This is a genomic window from Chitinophaga pollutisoli, assembly GCF_038396755.1.
Lineage (GTDB): Bacteria > Bacteroidota > Bacteroidia > Chitinophagales > Chitinophagaceae > Chitinophaga > Chitinophaga pollutisoli.
Genome location: NZ_CP149822.1, coordinates 4,939,191 through 4,956,756, shown reverse-complemented (window position 1 = coordinate 4,956,756; position 17,566 = coordinate 4,939,191). Strand labels below are relative to the sequence as shown.

15 protein-coding genes, 2 tRNA genes and 2 pseudogenes are annotated in these 17,566 nt (G+C 50.1%); 5 read left to right on the top strand and 14 right to left on the bottom strand.

The window, feature by feature from the left end; all coding sequences use genetic code 11:
* Window positions 1-28: 28 nt before the first annotated feature.
* The 3 genes from WJU16_RS21050 to mazG are packed head-to-tail and all read right to left on the bottom strand — an operon-like array spanning window position 29 to window position 4,568.
* Window positions 29-3,154 carry a HAMP domain-containing sensor histidine kinase gene (locus tag WJU16_RS21050; protein WP_341835373.1) on the bottom strand — a complete coding sequence of 1,042 codons (3,126 nt, stop codon included), beginning with the start codon at window positions 3,152-3,154 and terminating at the stop codon, window positions 29-31.
* The gene (locus WJU16_RS21045; RefSeq protein ID WP_341835372.1) at window positions 3,142-3,798 is read right to left on the bottom strand and encodes a hypothetical protein; all 657 of its coding nucleotides are present in this window, start codon (window positions 3,796-3,798) and stop codon (window positions 3,142-3,144) included. The genes WJU16_RS21050 and WJU16_RS21045 overlap by 13 nt, the downstream gene beginning before the upstream one ends.
* Window positions 3,799-3,803: 5 nt before the next feature.
* The gene (mazG, locus tag WJU16_RS21040) at window positions 3,804-4,568 is read right to left on the bottom strand and encodes a nucleoside triphosphate pyrophosphohydrolase (RefSeq protein WP_341835371.1); all 765 of its coding nucleotides are present in this window, start codon (window positions 4,566-4,568) and stop codon (window positions 3,804-3,806) included.
* Window positions 4,569-4,727: 159 nt separating this feature from the next.
* Here mazG and WJU16_RS21035 point away from each other — a divergent pair, with 159 nt between their 5' ends.
* Window positions 4,728-6,974: a Tex family protein gene (locus tag WJU16_RS21035; RefSeq protein WP_341835370.1), complete on the top strand. Its 2,247-nt coding sequence runs from the start codon at window positions 4,728-4,730 to the stop codon at window positions 6,972-6,974.
* A gap of 50 nt (window positions 6,975-7,024) precedes the next feature.
* Here the strand turns inward: WJU16_RS21035 and WJU16_RS21030 are convergent, their stop codons facing one another.
* From WJU16_RS21030 to WJU16_RS21010, 5 genes are read right to left on the bottom strand one after another with little or no spacing between them, the layout of a single operon-like run.
* Window positions 7,025-7,540, bottom strand: a complete 516-nt coding sequence (locus tag WJU16_RS21030) for a hypothetical protein (protein ID WP_341835369.1) — start codon at window positions 7,538-7,540, stop codon at window positions 7,025-7,027.
* Between the two features lie 11 nt (window positions 7,541-7,551).
* Window positions 7,552-8,187 (bottom strand): carbonate dehydratase, encoded by a 636-nt coding sequence (gene can / locus WJU16_RS21025; protein WP_341835368.1) that lies wholly within the window; start codon window positions 8,185-8,187, stop codon window positions 7,552-7,554.
* 20 nt (window positions 8,188-8,207) lie between these two features.
* Window positions 8,208-8,987 carry an enoyl-CoA hydratase-related protein gene (locus WJU16_RS21020; protein WP_341835367.1) on the bottom strand — a complete coding sequence of 260 codons (780 nt, stop codon included), beginning with the start codon at window positions 8,985-8,987 and terminating at the stop codon, window positions 8,208-8,210.
* 20 nt (window positions 8,988-9,007) lie between these two features.
* Window positions 9,008-10,027, bottom strand: a complete 1,020-nt coding sequence (locus WJU16_RS21015) for a DUF3667 domain-containing protein (RefSeq protein ID WP_341835366.1) — start codon at window positions 10,025-10,027, stop codon at window positions 9,008-9,010.
* A 58-nt stretch (window positions 10,028-10,085) separates the two neighbouring features.
* Window positions 10,086-10,538 carry a DUF3667 domain-containing protein gene (locus WJU16_RS21010; protein ID WP_341835365.1) on the bottom strand — a complete coding sequence of 151 codons (453 nt, stop codon included), beginning with the start codon at window positions 10,536-10,538 and terminating at the stop codon, window positions 10,086-10,088.
* 115 nt (window positions 10,539-10,653) lie between these two features.
* Here WJU16_RS21010 and WJU16_RS21005 point away from each other — a divergent pair, with 115 nt between their 5' ends.
* The 3 genes from WJU16_RS21005 (at window position 10,654) to WJU16_RS20995 (ending at window position 11,812) form a co-directional block, all read left to right on the top strand.
* On the top strand, window positions 10,654-11,484 hold the full coding sequence (locus WJU16_RS21005; RefSeq protein WP_341835364.1) for a hypothetical protein: 831 nt from the start codon (window positions 10,654-10,656) through the stop codon (window positions 11,482-11,484).
* A 76-nt stretch (window positions 11,485-11,560) separates the two neighbouring features.
* Window positions 11,561-11,633, top strand: a tRNA-Gly gene (locus WJU16_RS21000).
* A 93-nt stretch (window positions 11,634-11,726) separates the two neighbouring features.
* A tRNA-Leu gene (locus WJU16_RS20995) sits at window positions 11,727-11,812 on the top strand.
* 994 nt (window positions 11,813-12,806) lie between these two features.
* On the opposite strand, the pseudogene WJU16_RS26175 reads toward WJU16_RS20995, so the two are convergent.
* The 6 genes and pseudogenes from WJU16_RS26175 to WJU16_RS20970 all read right to left on the bottom strand — a co-directional run.
* Window positions 12,807-13,262: pseudogene (locus WJU16_RS26175) on the bottom strand (recombinase family protein); the annotation flags it as partial.
* A 164-nt stretch (window positions 13,263-13,426) separates the two neighbouring features.
* Window positions 13,427-13,624 (bottom strand): hypothetical protein, encoded by a 198-nt coding sequence (locus WJU16_RS20990; protein WP_341835363.1) that lies wholly within the window; start codon window positions 13,622-13,624, stop codon window positions 13,427-13,429.
* Window positions 13,625-13,982: 358 nt separating this feature from the next.
* Window positions 13,983-14,285 (bottom strand): hypothetical protein, encoded by a 303-nt coding sequence (locus WJU16_RS20985; RefSeq protein WP_341835362.1) that lies wholly within the window; start codon window positions 14,283-14,285, stop codon window positions 13,983-13,985.
* Between the two features lie 26 nt (window positions 14,286-14,311).
* Entirely contained in the window at window positions 14,312-14,761 is a 450-nt protein-coding gene (locus tag WJU16_RS20980) for a hypothetical protein (protein ID WP_341835361.1), read from the bottom strand.
* 24 nt (window positions 14,762-14,785) lie between these two features.
* The gene (locus tag WJU16_RS20975; RefSeq protein ID WP_341838683.1) at window positions 14,786-15,331 is read right to left on the bottom strand and encodes a DUF4138 domain-containing protein; all 546 of its coding nucleotides are present in this window, start codon (window positions 15,329-15,331) and stop codon (window positions 14,786-14,788) included.
* A complete protein-coding gene (locus tag WJU16_RS20970; protein ID WP_341835360.1) occupies window positions 15,331-16,125 on the bottom strand; it encodes an IS982 family transposase in 795 nt (264 codons plus the stop codon). Before WJU16_RS20970 ends, WJU16_RS20975 begins: the two co-directional genes overlap by 1 nt.
* Window positions 16,126-16,359: 234 nt before the next feature.
* Here WJU16_RS20970 and WJU16_RS20965 point away from each other — a divergent pair.
* Window positions 16,360-17,319, top strand: a pseudogene (locus WJU16_RS20965) (TraM recognition domain-containing protein); the annotation flags it as partial.
* Window positions 17,320-17,566 lie beyond the last annotated feature (247 nt).

Sequence of the window (17,566 nt, the reverse complement as noted above, 5' to 3'; positions counted from 1 at the left end):
CCCTTTTTTATGCCTGCACAAGGCGCCGCTAAGCGTTGTAATCCTGCTGATCCGCCACTAATGGCAGCCTTACGAAAAATGTGGTGCCCATGCCCGGGGATGTCCTGAACCAGATCTCGCCGCCAGCCTGCTCCACGATGTTCCGGCTCATGGCCAGGCCCAGCCCCGTACCGGAAGACTTGGTCGTGAAGTTCGGCACGAAGATCTTTTCCTGCGCTTCCGGCGGAATGCCCGTACCGTTGTCGATCACCTCCACCACCACCCAATGCGGTCCTTCTTCCTTCATGCTGATCGCCACATGCCCCTCCTGCCCTTCCGGGATCGCCTGGATGGCGTTCTGCAACAGGTTCGTGAACACACGGTTAATCTGCGTCTTGTCCGCATCGATGAGGTAAGGCTTGTCTTGCCGGCCGAAGTAAATATGGCACTCAGGACTGCTCATATACAGCGCGGTAAGCGATTGCAGCATTTCGCTGAGGGAAAACACTTCGTTGTTGACTTTTGTGATATGGGCAAACGCCGCGAAGTCGGACGCGATGTTGGACAAATGCTCGATCTGCTCCACCAGCGTATTGGCCACGTTTTTGGACAAGGCTTTCACGTCCGGCGAATCGTTGGCGATGGCGCGCTGCAAATACTGGATGCTGAGTTTCATGGGCGTCAGCGGGTTCTTGATCTCATGGGCCACCTGCCGCGCCATCTCGCGCCAGGCGCCTTCCCGCTCGCTTTTGGCCAGCATGGCGGCGCTCACCTCCAGCTTCTGCACCATCTTGTTGTATTCGTTTACCAGCAACCCGATTTCATCGTCGGTGTCCCAGGTGATGGCCTCGTTGTGCTGGCCGAGGTTCACGCTGCGGAGCTTCTCGGTGATGAGGGAGAAGGATTTGGTGATGGTATTGGAAATCAACAACACCAGAATCCCCGCCATCAGGAAAATAAACGCATTAATCGTAATCAGCGCCACGAGGAACGTGGAAATCTGCTGCCGCAATTCATTTTCCGTTGCGAAGTAAGGTACATTGAGGAAGGCAAACACCTCGCCCTGGCTCCGCATGGGCACATAGCTGCTGATATACCCCATCCGCCCGATCTTCTCTTCCTGGATAAACTGGATGCGGCTGCGCTGCGACAGCTGGTAAAGCGCCATGGGATTCATGCCCGGCGACAATAACCCTTTTTCTATCATCAACGGCTGCGTACTGAGCTGGAGCCGCCCTTGGGTATCGTAAATATTGATGTCTACATTGTGCTCCCGCGCGATATCTGCGACGGATGTGGCAAGCCGGGTGGAAAAGATGGAGTCGTAGATCATATCCAGATCGTCGAACTGCCGGTGGTTGTAAAACACTTCCTCCATATCCTTCCCGATACTCTGCACCGTTTCGCTGAGCTTCTGCGCATTCTGCGCGCGGTACCGGTTGATGAAAAACAGGATGGTGGCGAGGCCCAATGCGAGGAAAGAAAACGCCACGGCGAAGATGATCGTGGTCTGCACTTTCGTCCGGATGCTGACCTTGAGGATCGTCCGCATATTCGACATCTGGAGGCGCGCCCTCACCAGGAGGTCTACCAGGCTGTATATCGCGATAATCAGCAGGAAAAGGCAGAACATGTAGGCGAACAGGGTGATGAATTCCAGGAAATTCCGCGTCTTCTTCACCACCATCACCAGTTTATCTTTCGATGCTTTGTAAAACAGCAGGGAATGGTCGGCCTCGTCTTCATACACCACATCGGCCATCGGCACTTCCGCCGCGCCCAGCCGGGTTTTGAAGGCATAGTTGCCGTGGTTGGTCACCAGGATGTTCTTGTCGTACACGGCCCAGGAATACTGCGCCGTATTCTCCTGCCCGTCAAGGCGGTTGCCGTCGATGAGCAATTCGGGATAGAGCCGGTCGGCCTGCGCGATTTCGGGTTCGGAGCGAACTTCAAAAAACAGGTACCCGATGGGCGCTCCTTCCGCTCCGGGGAACTCCTTTTTCCCGATATAGCTATAGTCGCGGAAGCTGCGCTCGTCATAGTACAGGTCATCGCCCAGCACATGCGAGAGCGTGTTGCCCATGATGCGGTTTTGGAGATCGTTGAATGGTACGCCGTCGTTGTTGTACAGGATTTCGCCTTCAGTGTCGTAGGTATAAAACAGTACGTTGAAGCGGTTGAGGTAGCGGGCGAAATACTTCTCCCGCAACATGGCATCCAGCCGGCGGCGCCCTTCACGTGTGGGATGCCGGAAGAAGGCCTGCGCCTCGGGGTCCTGGATGAGGCGGTCGCCCACGTCGTTGAGCAGCGTTTCCATGTAGGGATCGCGCTGTTTAGACAGGTTTTCGGCTACCCGCATGCGCGTGCTCAGTTCTTTCTGGTTGTTGTAATACACGAGCACGGCGGATGTGGTGACCGTCATCATCAGCATCCACATAATAAACGGCAGGGAGGCGGAATTGCCGCTGAAGCGGGTTTCCAGCCAGTCGAGGATCGCCACGTACGCCAGCAGCCACAGCATCAGCACCACCGAGGCGCTGAAATCGGGCAGGTTGTAACGGAACGCGAGCCACACCAGGCCCACCAGCGCCAGGGAGATGTATTTGGTTTTGTATTGAAAATCCGTGAGCTGGTTGAGCAGGTAATTGACGATCTGGGAAAAGAACAGGAAGCTGATGGCGATGAACCCGAGGCTCATGCTGCCGATCACGCTGTATTCGTTGAGGGAAAAGAAGTTGGTGACGTCGTAGGAGATCTTGGAGTCGATCACGAGGCTTCGCACGAGGTCGAGCAGGAATTGCCCGGCGATGAACATGCCCAGCCCCGCGGCCCCGATAATGAGCCAGCCCTGCCATTTTTTCCGCAATACGGGCGGATGGATGGTGCGCACATGCTGGCGGAAGAACAAAATCAGCCAGAAAGTGAGCATTACGTTGAGGGATAAATCCCCCAGTGACTTGAAGACATCATCTTTCGCGTAGATCGTAGGCTGGAAGAGGTTGAGCGTTCCCAGGTCGATGGGGAACGGGTATAGGTAGGTGAGCACCCGGAAGGTGAGCACCACCACGAACAGGAAAAGGAATCCCCGGATCGGCGTGAGTTTCCGCGCCATGAGCGAGGCGAAGAGATTGATGAAGATGAACACGCAGATCACGCCCAGCGTCAGCAGCAGCACGCTCGCCAGGCTGGGCGCGGCGTCTGATTTGGCGGGGTCGTAATGGAGGTAAAAAGAATGCCTTTATCCGCATCCACCACGGGCAGTCCCGGGGGTTTGGACTGGATGGTATATTCCGGGCCGATGGCGGGGCGGCCGTAGAAGGACGACCCGAGGTAATCGTTGTTGATGGCGAATTCCTCCTTAACGGGGAGCAGTCCTATCAGCCACCTGTCGGGCGCCGGCCGGTGGGTGAGCACCACATACCATCCGTTGGCCATTTTCCGGAAAGTCGTCGGGGGCGTGGAGGTATTGGGGGCCGGGGGCTCCACGGTGTTGGTGCTCCAGAACCGCAGCCGGGTACCGGCGTCGGAGGAATCGTAGGCGAAAACATGGTAGCTTTCGCTGTAGGTTTCTTCCAGGGTTTCGCGGCTGTAATCGCCGCGGAAGAGGCTGTTAACCACGGCGGTGTCGGCCGTCAGCTCCCGGAAATCCTCCTGCCGGCTGTGGATATCGTTTTCCAGGCTGCGCTGGACGCCGTGGGGAGAGGAATAGTAACTCCAGTAGTTATTGAAAAGGAACGCGAACGTGAACAGCCAGGCCGCTATGATGAGCAGGTAGCCGTTCCGGAGGAAGAATAGCCGTATTTCCTTGATATCCAGCATGTCTGTTATTCGCCTTCCTTAATTTTATTCCAGAGGCCGTCCATTTCCGTAAGGTTCATATCGGTGAGCCTGCGGCCCTGGCCGGCGGCCATTTCTTCCATTTTGCGGAAGCGCGCGATGAATTTCTTGTTCGTGCGCTCCAGGGCGTTTTCGGCATCAATTCCCAAAAAGCGGCTGTAATTCACGAGGGCGAACATCAGGTCGCCGAACTCAGCTTCCACCTGGTCGGGGTTTTGCAAGGCAATCGCTTCCTGCAATTCCGCCGTTTCTTCTTCCACCTTTGCCCACACCTGTTCTTTATTTTCCCATTCGAAGCCCACCTGGCGGGCCTTGTCCTGCAGCCGCATCGCCTTTACCAGCGCCGGCAGCGATTTGGGCACGCCGCTCAGCACGGATTCCTTTCCTTCCCGCATCTTCAGTTTTTCCCAGTTCTGCTTCACCTCGTCTTCATTTTCCACTTTCACGTCGCCGTAAATATGCGGATGCCGGGCGATGAGCTTGTCGCAAACCCCGTTGATGACGTCGGTAATGTTGAATTGCTGCTTTTCGGAGCCGATCTTGGCGTAAAACACGATATGAAGGAGCAGATCGCCCAGTTCTTCCTTTATCCCTTTATAATCTTCGTCGGTAATGGCGTCGGCCAGTTCGTACAGTTCCTCGATGGAAAGCTGCCGCAGCGACAGCATGGTTTGCTTCCTGTCCCAGGGGCATTTTTCCCGCAGGTCGTCCATTATCTGCAATAATCTGTTAAAAGCTTGGTCCGGCTGCATAACAATAAATGTGAATGTTCCGCTGCTAAGAAACGGAAAAATAATGGAAAATCGGGATTCGGGGGTGGAAGGCGGGTGGTGGTGTTAATTTCTTTTTCTTGGTTGAACAGCCAATTTGGTTAGATTTGCGGCCTTAGAAAAATCACAAAACGTATTGATATGAATCCGAAACACGTGGCGCTCATTTCTGCCGAACTGAACATTTCGATGGGGCAGGCTGAGAATACCATGCGCCTTTTGTCTGAAGGCTCCACCGTCCCCTTCATCAGCCGATACCGGAAAGAACAGACGGGCAGCCTGGACGAGGTGCAGATCGGAAAGATAGAGGACCTGGGCAAACGCTACCAGGAAGTGGACGACCGCAGGGCCACCATTATCAAAACCATCGGCGAACAGGGAAAACTCACCCCCGAGCTGGAGGAAAAGATCAATGCCACCTGGGTGCTCGCCGAATTGGAAGACATCTATCTTCCTTATAAACCCAAACGCAAGACCCGCGCCACGCAGGCCATCGAGAAAGGCCTGGAGCCCCTCGCCGAAATGCTCCTCCTGCAGCAGGACGGCGATATCGATGAAGCCGCCAAGGCGTTCCTCAACGAACAGGTAGCCAGCACCGATGAAGCCCTCAAAGGCGCGCGCGACATCATCGCGGAACGAATCAACGAAAACGCAGAGCTGCGCGACAAACTCCGCAAGCTCTTCACCCATACCGCCAAGTTCAGCTCGAAAGTGATTGAAGGCAAGGAAACCGACGGCGTGAAATACAAGGATTACTTCGATTTCAACGAAGATCTGACTTCCATCCCCTCCCACCGCGTGCTGGCCATCCTCCGCGCAGAGGCCGAGGGCATCCTTTTCGGCAACATCGCGCCGGATGAGGAAGAAGCCAAAGGCATCGTACATAAGCAGTTCGTGACCGGCAACGGCCCTGCCAGCCAGCAGGTAGCCAAAGCGGCCGACGATGCGTACAAGCGCCTGCTCCGCCCCTCGCTCGAGAACGAATCCCGCTCGGTAGCCAAGGAAAAAGCCGATACTGAGGCGATCGAAGTGTTCGCCGAGAACCTCCGCCAGCTGCTTCTCGCCGCGCCCCTCGGCCCCAAAGCCGTGATCGCCGTGGACCCGGGGTACCGCACCGGCTGCAAAACCGTAGCGCTCGACAACCAGGGCAACCTCCTGGCCAACGACGTGATGTTCCCCCTCGAAAAGAACTACAAAGCCCAGGACGCCGAACACCTGCTCAAATCCTGGGTGGCGAAATACGACGCGGCCGCCATCGCCGTAGGTAACGGCACCGCAGGCCGCGAAACCGAAGAGTTCATCAAAAAGATCGATTTCGGGAAGAAAGTGAATGTTTTCATGGTCAACGAAAGCGGCGCTTCCGTATATTCCGCTTCCGAAGTGGCGCGTGAAGAGTTCCCCGACCACGATGTAACCGTGCGCGGCGCCGTATCCATCGGCCGCAGGCTCATCGATCCCCTCGCCGAACTGGTGAAAATCGATCCCAAAGCCATCGGCGTAGGGCAATACCAGCACGACGTGAACCAAAGCCACCTCAAACAAAGCCTCGACCGCGTGGTGGTGAGCTGCGTGAACAACGTGGGCGTGAACCTTAACACCGCGTCCAAGCACCTGCTCGCCTACATTTCCGGCCTCGGCCCCTCGCTGGCGGAAAACATCGTGAAATACCGCAAGGAAAACGGTGCTTTCAAAAACCGCCAGGAACTGAAGAAGGTATCCCGCCTCGGCGACAAAGCTTTCGAACAGTGCGCCGGCTTCCTCCGGATCGAAAATGGCGACAACCCGCTGGATAACTCCGCCGTTCACCCCGAACGCTACAAACTGGTGGAAGAAATCGCCGCCAAACAACAATGCAGCGTGGAAGAACTGATGGGTAAGGAAGATCTCCGGAAAAAAATCAATATCAAGGAATTCATCACCGAAGAAATCGGCCAGCTCACCGTGGAAGATATCCTCAAGGAACTCGCCAAACCCAGCCGCGACCCGCGCGACGAGATCGCCATCTTCGAATATGCGGAAGGCATCAAGTCGATGGAAGACGTGAAACCCGGCATGACGCTCCCCGGCGTGGTGACCAATATCACCGCTTTCGGCGCGTTCGTCGACATCGGCGTGAAGCAGGACGGCCTGGTGCACATCTCCCACCTCAGCAACAAGTTCATCAGCAACCCCAACGAAGCCGTGAAACTCAACCAGAAAGTAACGGTAACGGTGCTGGAAATTGACATTGCGCGCAAACGCATCTCGCTTTCCATGAAAGACAATGCCCCCCAATCCGGCAACGGCGGCGGTGGCGGCGGACAACGCCGGGAACGCAGGCCCGCGAAGGAAGAGCCGCTGAACGACTTCCAGGCCAAACTGCTGGCGCTGAAGTCCAAATTCAAGTGATCACACACTGACAGAACATAAAAAAGCCCGGTAGCGATACCGGGCTTTTTCTATTGGGCGGATTCGAATTTCATCATCCATTGCAGGAGCTTGTCCGGATACGCGGAATCTCCGTTTTCACCATACAATTTCACCACTTTGTTCCGTGCGATGCCGATGTAGATCACATCTTTCTTCATATCAATGGCGATGGCCGCTTCTTCCACGGAGCAATTGTGCGGTTTGCAGCCTTCGTTAAATAAGATGCCGTTATCGACTTCTATAGGGGGCGTGGTGCCGTATCGGGTGGCAAAATCTTTCTCCTCCGCTCCCAACATGGCTTTCAGGCGCTCTTTGAGCGGCTGCTTTTGCAGGAGTTTTACATCCGCGGCATATTTCCCGTTGTATTGCTCAAAGGTTTTCCATGATTCCACGAGTGCGGGCACAACGGCCGTGTCGGTAATGGTAATCATGGTGTCAGTCGGGGTCATGACCACAGAATCTGGCTGGCTCGATTCCGTATCCGGTTGCTGCCGGGTTTGACAGGCAACCGCGAGGGTAGCCAGCAGGATGATACCGTATTTCATATGTCTCGGCTTTACAGTTTGTATTCGTAGAGCGGATCGATGTGCTGGCCGGGCTCCATGTCAAACACGGGGTTGATGAGCCCATCGCTCAGGCCGTATACCCATCCGTGCAGATAAGGCCGTTTGTGTTTGTGCCATGCTTCCTGGACGGTGATTGTTTTTGCGAGGTTCATCACCTGCTCTTTCACGTTCAGTTCGGTGAGGCGGTCCACCTGTTGATCGGTAGTTTCGAGCGCGTCGATTTCGTCTTTATGAAAACGGTATACGTCTTTTATGTGTTTCAGCCAGGGATTGATGATGCCGAGGTTCTGGTTTCCCATGGCTGCCCTCACCCCGCCGCAGCCGTAGTGGCCTACCACGAGGATATGTTCCACTTCAAGGACTTTCACGGCGTATTCGAGTACGGAAAGCAGGTTCATGTCGGTATGCACCACCATGTTGGCGATATTCCGGTGAACGAAGATCTCACCGGGTTGGGTATTGGTGATACGGTCGGCCGGAACGCGGCTGTCGGAGCAACCGATCCACAGGAATTTGGGGGCTTGCTGATCCTGCAGGCGGTGGAAGAAGTCTTTATCTTCCGCCACCATTCTGGCGGCCCATTCCTTGTTGTTTTCCAGTAACTTTTCAAAAGGTTGCACTTGCATACGCGTTTGCTTTTATATGGTTATTTGCCGGTGAACACGGGCTCTCTTTTTTCCATGAAAGCCTTCATGCCCTCTTTCTGGTCTTCCGACGCGAAGAGGAGGTAAAAATTCTTTCTTTCGAAGTGCAGGCCTTCTTCCAGGGTACTGTCGAACGCGCGGAGCACGGATTCCTTGGCCACTTTCACGGCCAGCGGGCTTTGTCTGGCCACATCGGCCGCGAGGCGGAAAGCATCTTCCAGGAAGAGCTCCACGGGTGCGATGCGGTTAATTAAGCCTGCTGCGAGGGCTTCTCCGGCGGAGATGAACCGGCCGGTGAGCACCATTTCCATGGCGAGGGCTTTGCCTACTGCGCGGGTGAGGCGCTGGGTGCCGCCGGCGCCGGGCATCACGCCGATTTTGATTTCGGGCTGGCCGAATTTCGCCGTTTCGCTGGCTACGATCATATCGCAGAGCATGGCCAGTTCGCAACCGCCGCCCAAGGCGAAGCCGCTCACAGCGGCGATGATGGGCTTGCGGATTTTTTTAATCCCGTCCCAGATCGTGAACTGGTCGATATTGTACATATCCACCGCCGTGCGGCCCGCCATCTGTTTAATATCGGCTCCCGCGGCGAAGGCCTTATCGTTGCCGCTGAGCACGATGCAGCGCACGTTTTCGTCGGCATCCAGTTGCTGGAGCGCATCGCGGAGCTCCTGCATGAGCTGGAGGTTGAGCGCGTTGAGCTCTTTGGGCCGGTTCAGTTGAACGTGCGCGATATAGGGCCGGGCCTGCGGCGTTACGATGATGAATTCGGGGGTCATTGGTGTATGATTTTGGCTTATTAAGTGAAAACAAAAATAAGCAATGTAAACAATATCAATACGATCAACGTGCCAATGGCATATCCCAGCACCACGCCCAGGGAAGTTCCCAGCGCCGACCCGAAAGAAACGCGATACGTGTTCCGGATCGAGAGCACCAGGTATAGGAATACCAGCAGCGCCAGCCAGCCGTAATAGGCAAAACCATGGAACGGCAAGCCGATCAGCATGGCGAGGATGCCGATCATGAACACCAGCGTGTGGGTGTGGATAGAGAAAATGGCATGATCGCCATATACCAGGTCCTTTCTCTTGCGATAGAACCATTTCAGCAATAAGGCAAAGAAAGGCAACAGGAGAAAGAAAAGTTTGGGGTAATTGTGGAGGAATTTCTCCTCCAGCACATAACCCATATTCGCCCCGTATTTATCCCGCATCTCCAGGAGCCGGATGAGCGCCTTGCGTTGTATCCAGCTGTCCTGCTGTTCGGCCGGAAGCGTTTGCTGCAGGGAGTCGTATACATGCGCCGAATTTTGGAGGGAGTCCTCGGCGATAAGATCCAGCACATTCGCGCCGCTGATGGCATTGGCGGTATCTTCCGGGGCAACCCTTCCTTCCGCCAGTTTTTCCCGGATTTTTTCGGCGGTGCTGCGCATACCGCTGAACGTCGCCTTCTGTTTGGCCACTTCCGTTTCGCTTTCGCGTGCGTATGGGTCATGATGATTGCCGGCGGTGATGGCGGCGAGCAAAAAGAACAGGAACGAAGTAAATACATACAGCCGGATGGGATTCACGAAAGTCATCCTTTTGCCGGCGATGTATTCCCTGGTGAGCCGTCCGGGGTAGAAAAAGAGGTATTTCAGCGTCAGGAGCAGCTTGGAATCATAATGGGTGATATCCTGAAAGAAATGGCTGACCAGGTGCCCGAAAGACTCTTTGGTATCCACGTTTTCCTGGCCGCAATGGGTACAGAAACGTTCCGGCACTTCGTGCCCGCAGTTAAGACAGGTTTTATCCTGCCGGAGATGCTGTGTTTTCACGATATGACTGAAGACAGGTTAAGGCGGGGTAAAGATAGCCAAAATGCGCTTTCCCCCGTTATTGAATTGCAAGAAACGCCCCGCGCCGTATGTGCCTTACTGCTATATCACCGCGAAAATGATCAGCAGGAAAAACGAGGGAATCCATCAGCCGGGGGAAGGAGCCTTGTTGCCGGCGGTCGTACGGGTCGTGCTGCGGCGCCGAAATGCCCATCATGAGGAAAAATACGAACGACGTGAACACGTACAGCCGGACGGGGTTGACGTACGACATTCTTTTGCCGGCGATATATTCCCGGGTCAGGAGGCCTGGGTAAAAGAACAGGAATTTGAGGGTGGTGAGGAATTTGGAATCGTAGCAAGTGATATCCTGGAAAAAATGGTTGACCAGGTGCCCGAAGGACTCCCCGGTTTCCACGTTCTCCTGGCCGCCATGGCCGCAGAACCCGTCCGGCAAGGGGTGCCCGCAGTTGAGGCAGGTCTTCTCCTGCCGGAGGTGTTGCGTTTTCAATGTCGATGAGTGAGGTTAATGCAGAATAAATATAACTAATTTCGAATTTATTGGGACCACATACGTTTTGCAAAGCCCGGAACGTTTGTACATTTGCGAACACCATTATCGAGATATGCGCATCGTTACTACCATATGCCTTACCCTGGCCTTGGGCGCCGCCCGGGGGCAGCATTATTACCAGGACATCATCAGCACCCGCCAAACCGCCGCCACCATGGCGCAGTTCAAAGCCAACAAAGTGACCGGGCAGGTGGTTCGTTCGCTGGACGCCAACCAGGAAACGGACAATGATTTCGTGTGCGTGCGCACGACGCAGGCGCCCTACCGCCAGCTCAAAGCGGTGACGCAGAGCCGCAACAGCGGGCGATCGGTATTGACGAGCACCTTCAGCGCCAGCGGACGGCTGACCCGGACGGTCGACAGTACCGAGCATACCATCGCTACCGTGCAATACCGGTACACGGAAAACGGGTTGCTGCAGGAAGTGGAATCCGGGGTGCGCGGGCGGGAAGACAAGTACCGGCTACAGGAAAAGCACCGTTATCAATATGACAGCACCGGCAGGCTGCTCCGGATGTTCCTGTTTAAAGGAAGCGCAGATTCTGTTGTGGTAGCGTTCAAGACCGACAGCCTCGGCCACGTGACGGAGGAGCAGGAACCTGGGAAGCAACGGTTTTACTACAACTACGATGCCGATGGCAAGCTCACGGATGTATTGCGGTATCACCCATCGCGTAAGCGAATGTTGCCGGATTATTCTTTCGAGTATGGAACGGATGGAAAAGTAGCGGCGATGACGGTGGTGACAGTAGAAACGGGGGACTATCTCATCTGGAAATACACCTACGACGCGAAAGGGTTACCGCAGCGCGAAGACTGCTATGGCAAAGGGTTAGAGCTGCTTGGACGTATTGCGTACAAATACGAATTCGCAGAAAAATGAGAAAAAAGTTGGCAGAATAAAAACTATTCCTATCTTTGCAATCCCAACGAAAAAAGTTCTTATAAAAATAACCACTGCGGAAGTAGCTCATTTGGTAGAGCACGACCTTGCCAAGGTCGGGGTGGCCGGTTCGAGCCCGGTCTTCCGCTCAAGTTTCAGAGGTTCCAAACTGTTGCAAAGCAGTTTGGAATTTTTGTTTAAAGATATTTGTGAATGATTAATTACATTTACAAATACAGGATACCCGGGTGGTGGAATTGGTAGACACGCCGGACTTAAAATCCTGTTCGCTGCAAGGCGAGTACGGGTTCGACCCCCGTCCCGGGTACACGGTGGGAATCCGAAAAAATTCCAGAGGGCTCTTCAATAACGAGGAGCCCTTTTCCGTTGATTGACAATGCTTTTTCTTCAAAAATGGGATTAATACAGGGTGTTCTAAACTCCCCATCTTTATACACCAATTTTCCTTTGAACACCGCAGAAATTAATGTTTGGCGATCTGCTTGTGCCGCCAATTTGTAAAGATCACGAAGGTTTTTTATCAGTGGAACGGCTGACTTTAACGTTTCCATCGGAAATTCAGATTGCGACACACTGACAGCTTTTATTTCTTCCTCTATTACCGCTCTATCCTTCGTAAACTTTTTATGCCACTTTTTATAGCTCTCGTCATCAATTATGTCGTCCATTAACCGTCGCTCTAGTTTTTCCAGTTTCTTGTTAATTTCCGCTAAAGACTTCTTATGAGCGGTCAAAACCGTTGCCGACGTCGCTCGAGAGTGCTGGACGATTGCCTCGACGCGCTCCATTATTTTGGTCAACTGAGTCTCGGAGAAACTTAAATTCATTAAAAGTTGTTCAAACTTTTCATGTATAACGTCACCTGGTATATTAGTTTCGGTATGGTGAATACACCGATAATAGAGATAATACTTAGTTTTTCCTTTGGAAAATCCCGCAGTCATATGCTGTCCACACCAACATTTTAACGCCCCTCTCAACGGAAAGCGTTCTGCAGGTTGACATTTTGGCTTCTTTATATTTCCCAATGCTTCCTGTACAGTCCAAAAGTCGAATTCAGTTACCAAAGGCTGATGAATTCCTTTAATATATTGTTCCGTAGCAAATTTCGTTTTCGGTATATAAATCAAACCCAGTTTGTGGACATAGTGTAGGGGGTGCCCCGAAAGATAGAGTTCGAAGATCATTTGGACGTGCAAAGCTTTTCCGTCGTCAGGAAACAACATCACTTTTTTATCTGGTAGAAGTTCAGAAGCAAGTTTTTTGTAGCCATAGGGTGCAGCGTTTACGTATCTTCCTGACAAATGCGCTTGCCTAGTGCCGTCCATCGTTCTCTTTCGTATACGTAAAAGTTCTTGATTTGCCATCAAGTATTCGAAGGCCCGTTGCACAAAAGTCATTGGATCTTTTGTATCAATATCCAATGCTTCTTTACAAGACAGAACCTTGATACCAAATTTTTCTTCCAATTCTTCAATCTTCAAAAGTGCCTGAGTTAAGCTTCTGCTGAAACGGTCATGATCCATAACAATAAGATATCGGATCTTCCCTTTATGCTGTTTTAAATAACCCTCCAGTTGCTTATAATTGGGTCTATCAAATGTTGCACTAGACTGCCCGTTATCGGTATAAATTCCTACGAGATCTAAGTGATACCGCTGACAATAAAAACGGATGTTACGCTCCTGATATTCCAAAGACTCCTTAGACTGATCTTTCCCAGATAGACGAAGGTAACCGAATGCCAAATTGTTCATAATAAATATGTTTAAAAACTTTGAAAAAAGTTTTCATTACTGCGCAAGAGAAAACATTGTTTAGGGAAAGATTCAAGATTTAGCCACGATATGGGCATGATCGATCATGTAAAATGACATTCAAATATACCATTTTTTTTTCAGATAAAGCCGTAAAGCACGAATTATGAGGAACCTTTGTGTCGATATTGCGTCTTCACTTTCTCCAACTCTTCTGGGAATCTTCCATTCCCGCTTAGCACAAACTCCGCCAAGATACGGGCAAGCAAATTCAACAATTTCTCCTCTTCGTTACGTGATTCAATCGGCTCCATTTGCACACATTTGGTCGCAGCCGAACCATTTCCAGTTTTATTCTTCATGCCCCTTCGCTTTCAATTTCCACCAACCGCACCTTACTCCCTACAAACCGGTTATAGGATGGCTCATAAATAATATACCCAAACGCAGCCAGGTCACGGATGCACCGGTGGTAGGTATTACCTGTACTGATCTTTGCCATTGCCATCACCTGGTGACTGGTTATGCTAATAGTATCTGTCCCGGATGACTGCCACAAGCTGAACAATACCGAATAGACACTGATATGTGTTGCGGAAATCCGCGGATCGCGCAAAATCCTTTCAAAAAAACTGATCAAAACCGCCCCCCTATCCATACCACACTTTGATTTTATACGAAATAACAAAAGGGCCAGTACGGCCCCCTTGCTTCACTTACCTACCTACTAACCTCTTGGGCTTTTTCGTTCGATTTATCATTTTTCTTTGACTCACTCTCCTCCTTACCCTGATTCTGGGTTTGATCCAGTTTTTTGTCCTCCGGAGCCAGGATCTGCAAGCGCTGATCCTTGGTCAGCTCCACGCCGTTCAGGTGCGTAAAATGTAGTGTCTTGAATCGCACAAACGGGCGTATGATTACGGGGACAATTTTGCCATCGATCTCAGCAGTCGCGAGTACTGACTCACCATTTCGCATCTTCTGTTCAGCATCCAGTCGCCAACGCTCATCTCCCATTTCCATCAGTTTGCACTTTGAAAAAATAGCGCTCAGATCATACCCGAAATTTTCGTTGTACGAACGGAGAATCGGGTAGCCATACTTGTCCTCTTCCGTATCAATAGCCTGCCAACCGTGGTAGACACCGTTCTTTCCGCAGATATCACGCTCAATTGCTCCCCCTTTAACAGTTTTATTAGCTCATCTTGTCGAAGATTGTTGCTTTTATTGATATACACCAAAGTCTCCTTCATAAATCCGGTATCCTTATTCACCAAAGCGGTATGGTAGTAATTAAAACGGTAATTCTCAGACCCCTCCTCATACTGCGAAAAATTCAATTTTCGGTTTAAAATACCTTCATCAACCTTTGTGTAAATGTTCTTCGTGAACATTGGCTGCTTTTTGTCCATTTCTTTGAGAACCTGCTCTATCACCAATGAACCGATCCCAATTTCCTCCAACACCCTCCTGTTGTACGAGCGATTTCTGTTCTCCATCTCTCTTGCTTTTAAGTTTAAAATTTAGGGCCTTCTACCCTTCAATAAATCCTTGTTGCGAAGCTTCAAATGCAGATGTCTGCCTCCATCCTTTTCCATCACCTGCAAATGAAGGAGCTTTTTGTCTGGGATATTAAATTTTTGGAGCACATACACAGCCGTCTGTGTAGCATTCGCTGGGATATACCCCAAATCACCTTCAACGTGAATGGGGTTAATCTCGACCTGCTGCGAAGCCGTGCGCTTTGCCGTCCGCTTATCTTGGACGAAAATGCGGAACTGATCTAGGGTAAAACTAATATTAGATTTATTACTCAGTTCTATCTGCATATAAAATAAATCATTATGCAAATACAACCCTTTCAGCTCCATACTGACATTATGCTTTTTATCTCGCTTACCTGAAAATGTTCTGTCCTTCACCGCGATAGTTCGCGCCTGGCGATGCACTACCCCGCCGCTGTCACCACCCTCCAGCTGAACCAGGCTTTCGGTCGGATAATTCACTTCATCTAACAGTATATTCAATAAGGAAGGTTCTTTTGTATAAACCAAAACGTGTTGTGCTATTAAAACGCCAGTGCGTGTTTGATCTTTGAGATTTTGAGTCCATTTTTGAAATTGATGAACTGGAGTAAAGACGTAGCCGATAGCTTGGAAGTTAATCTGGTGGCTAAACCTACAAATGATTTGGCGTAGTTTCTTCTGATGTTCAGATGGTCGCACAATTGTGAAAACACTGTTTCCACCATTTGCCGCTTCGATCTGTTTTTCTTTGGATATTTCCTGTAATCATGCTGATTTCTCCTGTTGGGCACCTTTAGCTTAACCTGGTATTGGTCGAATAAGTCCATCTGAACCGTTTGGGAGATATATGCCCGGTCGCCCAATAGTGATTTCTTTGCCGGCAGACTATCAATTTCTTTCAGGAAATTGATGTCATGCACATTGGCTTTGGTGATGCCTGCTTGCTGGATAGCTCCATTGTCATAAATAACGACATGGAGTTTATAACCAATAAACCAGCTTCTGTTCACAGCGCTATATCCTTTAGCCGGGGCAGTTTCAAAATCATGTTTGAAAGATCTAAAGGATCGTTCCCGTACCATTTTAATAACCGGAATCGGCACGCTGTCCACAATCATAGTACTGCTTAGGTGATCCAAATGCTGACTTACATGGTGCTGCACCCGTTCGGTCTTCTCTGACAGCCTTTTGCGACGGCGATTAAATCGGCTCCGATCAATCAGGGTGGTAAACTGATCTGCATAATCGGTTTTCAGCTTACTCCAAAGTAAATTTTCGGAATCAATGCTCAATGCTTCCATACAACAAGAAAGTGCAACGATCTGTAAATCGTTCATCTTCGGTGAAACCGGATAGAACTGAAAATTGTTCCGACTGTTTACTTCCTTTTCAAAGAGCTCTTTGCAAATGCTATATAATTTCCTGAAATTCGTCCTAATGTTGTGCATAAATCGTTGAGGTATTTGTCGTTACTTACCAATACGACTGCACAACATTTTTTATTTCATAACTATATACATATTTTATTTTATTACTCAACTCAGCGTTCAATAGCACAACGCGTTAATAAAAAGTATTCGGACGTATTTACGATTTTGACTTCTTATTATGAATTGGAGAATTATTTATCTCCTTTCCTCGATGCGTGGCAAGGCGGTGCACAAGACCAGCTTCAGGGACAAATTGCATCAGCCAAAATTCCATTATCAAGAATGATTAGTCCGCAACTGTATTGGGTTATGACAGGCGACGACTTTTCATTAGACATCAACAACCCCAATGAGCCTAAAATACTTTGTGTCGGTAACAATCCCGACAGACAAAATATTTACTCGGCTGCATTGGGCTTATACAATTCAAGAATTGTAAAGCTCATCAACAAAAAAGGACAATTAAAAAGTTCTGTTATCATAGATGAGTTACCCACAATTTACTTCCGGGGATTGGACAATCTTATCGCAACTGCTCGTAGTAATAAAGTTGCGGTTTGTTTGGGTTTTCAGGATTTTTCCCAATTAATAAGAGACTATGGTGATAAAGAAGCAAAGGTTATACAAAATACCGTGGGTAATATTTTTAGTGGTCAGGTGGTTGGCGAAACTGCTAAATCTCTTTCAGAACGTTTCGGAAAAGTATTACAAAAACGGCAGAGTATGACAATCAATAGAAATGATAAATCGACCTCAATTTCTACACAGTTAGACAGCTTGATACCAGCTTCAAAAATCAGCACACTTACACAGGGTATGTTTGTCGGTTCTGTTTCCGATAACTTCGACGAACGCATCGAGCAAAAGATATTTCACGCTGAAATTGTTGTCGATAATGAAAAGGTTGCTGCCGAAACCAAAGCATATCAGAAGATACCGGAAATTTTATCCTTTGTCGATGAAAGCGGAGAAGATAATATGAAACGGGATATTGAGAACAATTATCGTCAGATAAAATTAGACATTGTTCATATCGTGGAAAGTGAAATGGAGCGTATAAAGAACGACCCGAATTTACAGCATTTGATACAGGAGGGATAATATTGAATTTTTAAATCATTTATTTTGAAATATTTTAAATTACAGCGTCTTATAAAAGAGAGCAGACTTTTTTATTAACTTTGTTAAGTGAAAAAAATGTTTTCAATATTATTATTGACTGTGTATTTAATTTCGACAACTGAATTAGGTCAGTTATTGAAGTTTCCTATACTTATAGAGCATTATTTCGATCACAAAGAAAAAAATCCGGAGGTTACTGTTTTGCAATTTTTGGAAGTTCATTACG

Coding starts and splice junctions, on each gene's coding strand:
- WJU16_RS20970 (WP_341835360.1), bottom strand. CDS start 16,125: ATGAACGATTTACAGATCGTTGCACTTTCTTGTTGTATGGAAGCATTG.
- WJU16_RS21035 (WP_341835370.1), top strand. CDS start 4,728: ATGAATCCGAAACACGTGGCGCTCATTTCTGCCGAACTGAACATTTCG.
- WJU16_RS21045 (WP_341835372.1), bottom strand. CDS start 3,798: ATGCTGGATATCAAGGAAATACGGCTATTCTTCCTCCGGAACGGCTAC.
- can (WP_341835368.1), bottom strand. CDS start 8,187: ATGCAAGTGCAACCTTTTGAAAAGTTACTGGAAAACAACAAGGAATGG.
- WJU16_RS20985 (WP_341835362.1), bottom strand. CDS start 14,285: ATGGAAATGGGAGATGAGCGTTGGCGACTGGATGCTGAACAGAAGATG.
- WJU16_RS21030 (WP_341835369.1), bottom strand. CDS start 7,540: ATGAAATACGGTATCATCCTGCTGGCTACCCTCGCGGTTGCCTGTCAA.
- WJU16_RS20980 (WP_341835361.1), bottom strand. CDS start 14,761: ATGGAGAACAGAAATCGCTCGTACAACAGGAGGGTGTTGGAGGAAATT.
- WJU16_RS21020 (WP_341835367.1), bottom strand. CDS start 8,987: ATGACCCCCGAATTCATCATCGTAACGCCGCAGGCCCGGCCCTATATC.
- WJU16_RS20990 (WP_341835363.1), bottom strand. CDS start 13,624: ATGAAGAATAAAACTGGAAATGGTTCGGCTGCGACCAAATGTGTGCAA.
- WJU16_RS21005 (WP_341835364.1), top strand. CDS start 10,654: ATGCGCATCGTTACTACCATATGCCTTACCCTGGCCTTGGGCGCCGCC.
- mazG (WP_341835371.1), bottom strand. CDS start 4,568: ATGCAGCCGGACCAAGCTTTTAACAGATTATTGCAGATAATGGACGAC.